The organism is Streptomyces sp. NPDC029956 (assembly GCF_055574655.1).
This window is the reverse complement of the sequence record NZ_JBVHZJ010000053.1, coordinates 20,573-27,773: the sequence shown is the minus strand read 5'-3', so window position 1 is coordinate 27,773 and position 7,201 is coordinate 20,573. Positions and strand designations below refer to the sequence as shown.

General features: G+C 69.7%; 7 protein-coding genes, 1 CRISPR repeat array and 1 riboswitch (1 of these 9 only partly in view). Of the genes, 3 read left to right on the top strand and 4 right to left on the bottom strand.

Annotated features, from left to right (window positions below; all coding sequences use genetic code 11):
* Positions 1-99: 99 nt before the first annotated feature.
* The 4 genes from ACZ4XX_RS31465 to ACZ4XX_RS31450 form a co-directional block, all read right to left on the bottom strand.
* Complete coding sequence (locus tag ACZ4XX_RS31465; RefSeq protein WP_468511267.1) at positions 100-1,503, bottom strand: hypothetical protein; 1,404 nt, start codon at positions 1,501-1,503, stop codon at positions 100-102.
* 212 nt (positions 1,504-1,715) lie between these two features.
* Entirely contained in the window at positions 1,716-1,964 is a 249-nt protein-coding gene (locus tag ACZ4XX_RS31460; RefSeq protein WP_468511266.1) for a hypothetical protein, read from the bottom strand.
* Between the two features lie 181 nt (positions 1,965-2,145).
* A riboswitch (cobalamin riboswitch) is annotated at positions 2,146-2,278 on the bottom strand.
* The gene (locus ACZ4XX_RS31455; protein ID WP_468511265.1) at positions 2,260-3,120 is read right to left on the bottom strand and encodes a hypothetical protein; all 861 of its coding nucleotides are present in this window, start codon (positions 3,118-3,120) and stop codon (positions 2,260-2,262) included. It overlaps the preceding riboswitch by 19 nt.
* A gap of 169 nt (positions 3,121-3,289) precedes the next feature.
* Positions 3,290-3,499: a hypothetical protein gene (locus ACZ4XX_RS31450; protein ID WP_468511264.1), complete on the bottom strand. Its 210-nt coding sequence runs from the start codon at positions 3,497-3,499 to the stop codon at positions 3,290-3,292.
* A gap of 140 nt (positions 3,500-3,639) precedes the next feature.
* On the opposite strand from ACZ4XX_RS31450, the gene ACZ4XX_RS31445 reads away from it, so the two are divergent.
* The 3 genes from ACZ4XX_RS31445 (at position 3,640) to ACZ4XX_RS31435 (ending at position 6,302) form a co-directional block, all read left to right on the top strand.
* The gene (locus ACZ4XX_RS31445; RefSeq protein ID WP_468511263.1) at positions 3,640-4,497 is read left to right on the top strand and encodes a helix-turn-helix domain-containing protein; all 858 of its coding nucleotides are present in this window, start codon (positions 3,640-3,642) and stop codon (positions 4,495-4,497) included.
* The gene (locus ACZ4XX_RS31440; protein WP_468511262.1) at positions 4,494-5,588 is read left to right on the top strand and encodes a site-specific integrase; all 1,095 of its coding nucleotides are present in this window, start codon (positions 4,494-4,496) and stop codon (positions 5,586-5,588) included. Before ACZ4XX_RS31445 ends, ACZ4XX_RS31440 begins: the two co-directional genes overlap by 4 nt.
* 579 nt (positions 5,589-6,167) lie before the next feature.
* Positions 6,168-6,302 carry a hypothetical protein gene (locus ACZ4XX_RS31435; protein ID WP_468511261.1) on the top strand — a complete coding sequence of 45 codons (135 nt, stop codon included), beginning with the start codon at positions 6,168-6,170 and terminating at the stop codon, positions 6,300-6,302.
* A gap of 176 nt (positions 6,303-6,478) precedes the next feature.
* Positions 6,479-7,201: direct repeats of the CRISPR family, unit length 29 nt; unit sequence CTGCTCCCCGCACCCGCGGGGATGGCCCC; it runs 771 nt beyond the window's last position.

The window sequence follows — 7,201 nt, the reverse complement described above, 5'->3', positions numbered from 1 at the left end:
CCGCGCTCGGGCAAAGGCACGCCCCACCCGGCGACAGGCAAGGGCGGGACCCGGAGCCACTGGTCCTGGCTCCGGGCCCCGCCCGTCGGGACTGGCCGTTCAGTCGTTGTTCTCCGGCGGGGTGAGCAGGTCGAAGAAGGCGTCCGCCTCCTCCGCGCTAAGTCGGCCTTCCACGACCGCATACTGGCGCAGCGTGTAGAGGGTGTCCTTCGCCGGGATCTCCCAGCGGGTGTGGGCTTCGCGGGTGATCTCGCCGATGTAGTGGTGGGCGGACTCGGGGTGGTGGCGGATGAACCAGACGAGCATCTCCGCGATCGGCCGCGAGAGGTACAGGTGCAGCCACTCCTTCGCCCTCGCCTTCTTCGGCCGGGCCCGCACCTCGCGGTCCAGGTCGATGGCGTCGGCGAAGTCGTGCAGCACGGCGCTCTCGACGGTGTGGCCGAGGACGTGGGTGGGCAGGACGCGGTCCAGGCTGCTGGCGACGTTCCAGGCCAGCGCGTCGGCGATCTCCCGGACGGAGTCCTCGTTGCGGGCGCGCAGGATCCACCGCTTGCGCACGTCCGGCCTTCCCCACAGGGTGTTCTGGAAGTCATCGGCGAAGTGGTCACGGACCTCCGCCGCCCCGCGGGAGAGCTGGTAGAGGTCACCGGCCGACATCACGGCCCGGACGCCCTCGTAGGAGCGCCGGCGGGCCTCGACCCAGTCGTCGGCCACGGCCCGGGCCCACTGGTCACGGCCGCCGACCTGGGCCTGCGGCTGGGGCACCTCGCTGTTGCCGCGCGAGATGTAGGCCCGCAGCGTCGAGGCGGTGATGCCGCCGAGCTCGGCCATCTCCGGCACGCCGATCAGCTGGGCGCCGCTCAGCTCCGGGGTGGCGAGGTCGACCACGCACTTCTCCAGCGGCAGCGCGCCATCGCGCTCGGCCTGGTGGGCGGCCCACAGCGCCAGGTGGTCGCCCCAGTTCGCCACCACCGGTGCCGGCGCCTCGGCGTCGATGGCGGCGACGTCGAGCACGGCGGCCCGGGCCGCGTCGGCGCGGCGGTCGAGCATGTCGGCGGCGCTGACGGTGACCGCGGCGCGCGCCTGGCGCTTCTCGTAGTCCTGCTCGACGGGGTCCCAGACCTGTCCGGGCCGGTACCAGGCGGCGCCGTCGAACCAGTAGCCGCCGGCCCGGTAGAACAGCTGCTCGCCGTCCCAGGTGCTGTGCAGGGTGGAGGTGTCGTCGTCCTTCATCAGCAGGACGGTCCGGCCGTGCTCGGGGTGGTAGCGCACCGACCAGCCGAGCGAGTTGTCGAGCGGGTCGGTGGTGAAGGCCCGCCAGCCGCCGGAAGCACGGTGGAGGTCGAAACGGCCCCACATCCCCTCTCCCTTATTGCGGCCCACGGCCTCGATGGCCTCGGGGCCCTCGTCGAGCGGGATGTGCGAGTCATCGACGAACGGCAGCCCGGGCACCGGGTGGTCGGTGCTCAGCCCGTTCGCGAGCGGATACAGATGGACAGTCACGGCGTACTCCTCAATCTATGCTGGGCGCTGCACTCCTTGTGCAACACTCCCTATGCTCTCTTATACATCGTCACCAACCTTCCTTGTGCAGCATTTTCGGCCAACCTCGTGGTCTGGCGTCCTCGCGCCGCGTACGAGGGTGACCGTGCCGGACAGCAGCTGAGGCGTACGCCGGTTGTCGGTAACCGACCCATGCCGCACCGGCTCGTCGGCTAGTGGGCAGGCGTGACCGCTCGGGGGGTATTCGTCGACGTCGCGGGGGTCGCCGGGGGCTCGCCGAACCCGGGGGCGAACAGGGCTGCCAGCAGCATTGCTACGGCCGCCCCCGAGGCGATCGCCGTCCCCAGGTCGCCGCGACCGCCAGCTCCTTGAGCGCGCGCGGTGTACATGAAGACCGTGATGCCGACGCTGATGCCCATCACAAGGAGCAGGGCCGCCAGCGGCGCGATCTGAATGGTCACGAAGTCCTCCTGGGCTGTCTCCGCCGGTGCGGCGGCAACTCGTCTGCGCGCTCGCGCAGACCTCGCCCCTTCGTTGGAGAGACCTGGAGGCCGACAGTAAGAAAGCCCGATCCGATACGGATCGGGCTTCGAGCCGATATCCCGAAGCCCTCCCAGAAGGGCACGGGCGCGCGGACACGCTCGGGCACGTTCTGGATGGGCAGGTCCTCGGACTCACGCCTTCAAGGCGCACACCGTTGCGGGACAGTTCCGGATTCACGCCGGATTCCCCTGCGTCCAGGGCTCATTGTACGGCTCAGGGGGTGCGGATGACGGCTCCTGAGACGAACCACTGCACGAGTGCGGCGGCGAGGTGCACGCCGGCCCGGGCCGACTCCAGCGTCTCGGGCGACGTGGGCGTCTGGCCACCGTGCCGCGACGTCTGGCCGTCCCACAGAGCGCGCATCATCGCTTCCGCCGGGGCGATCGCATCGCCGCCGGTCGAAGGGATCGCGGCGACGAACTTGTGCCGGGCGTTCTTGATCTCGCCAAGCATGGTGCCGAGCGTGGCCTTGGCGTTGTTCGGCTGGATGACGGCGTGCGCCGCGGCCTCGACGGCCTTGATGGACTCGCTGTACGCCCGCACCGCATCCGGACCGCGCCCGTACGCGGCCTTCCATGCCACTTCGAGGTGGTCGGACGCGGAGCCGGCGTTCTGCTGGTCTGCAGCTTCGGTGATGGCCTGCCTCACCGCATCCCTCGCGGCCGGGGTGACGCGCTCCTCCAGGCCGTCCTCCATGTCCGTTACCCGGTATGCGGATCCGCCGTTGTCGAGCAGCCGGTTGAGGGTCCCGATCGATCCGTCAACCTCGATCTCGAACCAGTAACCGAGCAGCGCGTCAACGATGTCGAGCAGGTCGTCCCCCGTACGGCTCGTGAGGGTCTTCGTGTAGGGGAACAATCCAGCGCGTTCGCTCAGGACGGGGATCCGCAGCCGCACGCACAGAAGCTGTGCGGTGGCTTCGTTGTATCGGCCGCCCCCGACGAAGAGCGCATCCTCCACCCACTTCTGCAGCGGGCCCGTGAGGTGATGGGGCACCCCCTCGAACGGTCCATCGAACTCGGGGTCGGCGAGGCCGGCGCGGACGGAGAAGCGCGGGCGGGGTGTGGTCGTCATGGCGGAACGGTAGCCGGATGGGTAATCACGTCGGATAAGCTCTCCTTATCCGACGCGATAGAACGAGGCGTGACGATCCATCGGCGAAGCAGGGGGAAGGATGGCCGCGACGAAACAGTGGGACGCGGGACCTTTCGGTCCGGCGCCCCGCGGGAAGGTCGCGCCCTGGTTAGGTGAGCAGACCCAGCTGCTCCAGAACCTGGAGGGCGAGTGGTATCACCACCCCGGCGGCAGCGCCGCCGGAGAGGAACGCCGGGCCAAGGGCCATGTTGAGCGGTGGCCGGGTGGAGATGTGGAACACCAGACCGCCCGCGACCAGGCCCACCAGGAGCGCAATCAGCACGTAGGGGGTCTGGGCGGAGCCGGCGGCGATAAGCATGTGAACTCCCCCGCAGAGGTGAAGGATGACGCCGTGTCGGACCGGCACTGCGCCCGATTCTCTCGAATCGTAGAGACAATTCAGAGACAACGCGAATGCCCAGGTGAGAGGCGGTGACACGACGGATGGTCGGACGACCTATGAGCGCGCTCCCCGACGACGGGCCTGAGGAACTCGTCGAGCTGGTGCGCCACTTGCGAGACCTGCGGCGGCAGGCAGACCAGCCGACACTGGACCGCATTGCCAGTCGTCTTCAGATGGGGAGGTCGACGCTCTATCACGTCTTCAGCGGCAAGAGGCTGCCCAATCTCGAGAGCCTTCTGATGATCGTCGACCTTCTTTCCAGGCAGGCGAGGCGCTATGAGGACCCGAACAGATGGGTTGAGTTGTGGCGGAGGGCCGACGCTGCCGTGCAGTCACGCCGGGCCGACGAGACGGCTGCGGCGGCACTGCGCAGCGGTTCAGGCAGCTCTCTCAATTCTGCGGCCCTGGCAAGGTGGCGCGAAGATGAGCGAGGGTCGCTTCAGACGGAAGCTCTCCTGGCACTCCGGGACGATGAGGTGGCCGCCCAGCGCAGCGTCACGGGCTCATCTCCCGACTCGTCGGTGGACAGGGTCGACGAGACTCCGGCGTCGGCCATCCCTGATCCGGGACACAGTGCCGCACCGGAGTCGGAGGGCGCTGCATCGTTTGGGCCGTCCAAGGAGCTGGTCCTGGCCCGCGACGGCTCCATCTCGTCCGCCTTGGTCGTCACGGGACTTCGCGCGCTCCGCCAGCAGGCAGATGCCGCACAGGCCGCCGCGCACGAGGCGCAGCGCCAGGCAAGCGAACTCGAGGCCAGACTCGTGGCCATGCAGGCCGTGCTCGAAGAGTCGGAACGTCAGCTGGAAACCCTGCGGGCCGAGCTCTCCCTCGCCAAGGACGAGTCGACACGTCAACTAGAAGCCGTGATAGTCCGGCTCATCCGCGTTGAGGACAAGGGGGGTGACGACCAGTGAACCTGGATCGCGGCCAGGAACCTGTGACGCTGGGCGCGGTGCCGCCCGCCGATCCGAAGGGTGAGCGGGAGATCCTGTTCGAGCGGTGGGCCACGCGGCATGGCGTAGAGGCCGCCCGGAGCCTTGCCGAGGACGAGGACCTCGCCGACGCGGTCGCCGCCAAGATCATCCCGGACAACACCATCGACACCTACGCCAAGTCCTGGCGGGTGTGGGCCCGGTTCTGTGAGTCCGCTGGCCTGCCCGAGGGCGAGGGCTCGCGCGGTGCCCTCGTCGCGTTCGTCGCCTGGATGCTGCGCGCGGGCCAGCACAACGGGAGCGGCTATGCCCCCAGCTCTGCCTCCACCCACCTCGCCGCCATCGTGGTCGGCCTGCGCCAGCGTGGCGCCGCAGTCTCTGGCGACGACCAAGCCGCAGCCCGTAAAGCGCTCGAGGGTCTGACAGTGCAGCTGCTCCAGACGGGGGAGCGGCGCGGCCGCGGCCAAGCGGTCGGGGCCGACATCATCGGGCTGTACGCCATCGCCCGCTCCTGCCCCGACAGCCTTGCCGGCGCCCGCGACAAGGCCCTGGTCCTCACCGGCTTCCACTACGCCAGCCGCTCCCAGGACCCCGCCGGACTCCTCGTCGGCGACATCACCCTGCACACGCGCGGCCTGGTCGTCGCCGTGCTCACCGGCAAGACCAAGCATTCGGTACGCAACGCGAAGATCGCCTACGCCGACGACCCCGAGATCTGCCCAGTCGGCGCCTACACCGCCTACCGCGCTCGCCTGTTCGCCGAACACGGCGAACAGTGGGCAAGCCCGTCGACGCCGGCCTTCGTCGGGATCAACCAGTGGGGCCAAGTTACCGGCGGCCTCGGGTCGGACTCCGTCACCCGCGCCATCAAACGGATCTCCGCCCGTGCCGGGGTACCCGTCGCCTGGACTGGGCACTCCCTGCGCATCGGACTCGCCTCCAGCGGGCGGAAAAACGGCAAAGACGGCATCGCTATCGCCGACCAAGGCGGCTGGGCCCGTCATTCCCGCTCGATGCTCGGCTACATGCAGCGCGACGACTGGGACGATAACTCCGCCACCGGCCTCATCTGACGCTGACGTCAGCCATAGTCAGACCTATTGGATCCAACAGGTCTGACTATGGTTGACGTCTGTCTACCGTGCTCCGGTCAAGGAGGATTCCCGCCCCTGTGGGGGCGGGTACACGCATCATCGGCGATCAACGCTGACGGGGACACCGACACGGCCGGCCGTGTCGGTGTCGAGGCCCTCAAGTTCGTGCAGGCTGCGTCGTTCTTCCCGACGGTCTCCTGTACGCCACCTGGTGCAGCCGCTTCGGCCGCACCGTCCACGACTACCCCGAGTGGCCGGAAGCGGCCCGCCGCGACCCGGACGTCGTCACCCACACCATGGCCCTCTTCGAGCAGGCCGGCCACGCCCCCGACCCGGAGCTCTGGACGGGCCGAGTCGACCAGTTGATCGGAGTGGTCAGGCACCCCCGTTTGGCGCCTGCGGCCCCATCAACCCCGTCAACTGCGCCTCCCATTGCAGCGGCGGCAGCGACTAGGCTCGGCGGCCTGACGACGTATGGAGAGAGCGATGGACGCGAGCGCGGTTTCGTCGCTGCACGACGTGATGCGCCGGTGTGGGATCCCCGGGACCCTCGCACCGGTGGATCCGCGGAACCGGGCTGGGGCCTGGCGAGTGGTGGACGACGCGGGCCAGGACATCACCGATGCCACCCTCGCGGTGGCTGCCAAGGCCTCGCGCAGGCAGCCCCAGCGCGGGTTCGTCATCGCAGGCTAGTCGCCCCGGCGCCGCGACTCAGCATCCAGGCCCCCGACCGGGCCGCCTTGTGCACGCGACCGACACTCCGATCCCAGCTCGGCACACCGGACCTGATGCATTGCCCCGTTTTGCCGGTTTCGATGAAAGTGGTTCAGGCGAGACCGAGTCTGCGGTAAAACTGCAGCTCAGGAAGTCTGCTCCCCGCACCCGCGGGGATGGCCCCTCGGCCTCTAGCTGGACCTCGGACACCAGGGACTGCTCCCCGCACCCGCGGGGATGGCCCCGTCGCTGGCCTCGTCCCGCTCGGGCAGGCCCTCTGCTCCCCGCACCCGCGGGGATGGCCCCGCGACGGTGGCGGCGTTGCCGGCGGTGGTGGCCTGCTCCCCGCACCCGCGGGGATGGCCCCCAGTGGTACCGCGGAAGGCTCTTGACCACGTGCTGCTCCCCGCACCCGCGGGGATGGCCCCCAGGATCCCGGGCAGATCATCGACGAGCAGCTCTGCTCCCCGCACCCGCGGGGATGGCCCCGCGCCAGTATCGGCCGGACCGTCAGGGCGGTACTGCTCCCCGCACCCGCGGGGATGGCCCCGCTGAACTGACGCGGTACCACGAAGGGCCCGGACTGCTCCCCGCACCCGCGGGGATGGCCCCGCGGTACTGGCGTCGGTGAACTCGGCCTTGTCCTGCTCCCCGCACCCGCGGGGATGGCCCCGTCGACTCCAGGTCCGGGGTCTCGATCTCCTGCTGCTCCCCGCACCCGCGGGGATGGCCCCAACCACCACCGTCGCCGGCCTGCTGAACCTCACTGCTCCCCGCACCCGCGGGGATGGCCCCAACCACCACCGTCGCCGGCCTGCTGAACCTCACTGCTCCCCGCACCCGCGGGGATGGCCCCGCCGCGTACCTGCGCATGTCGC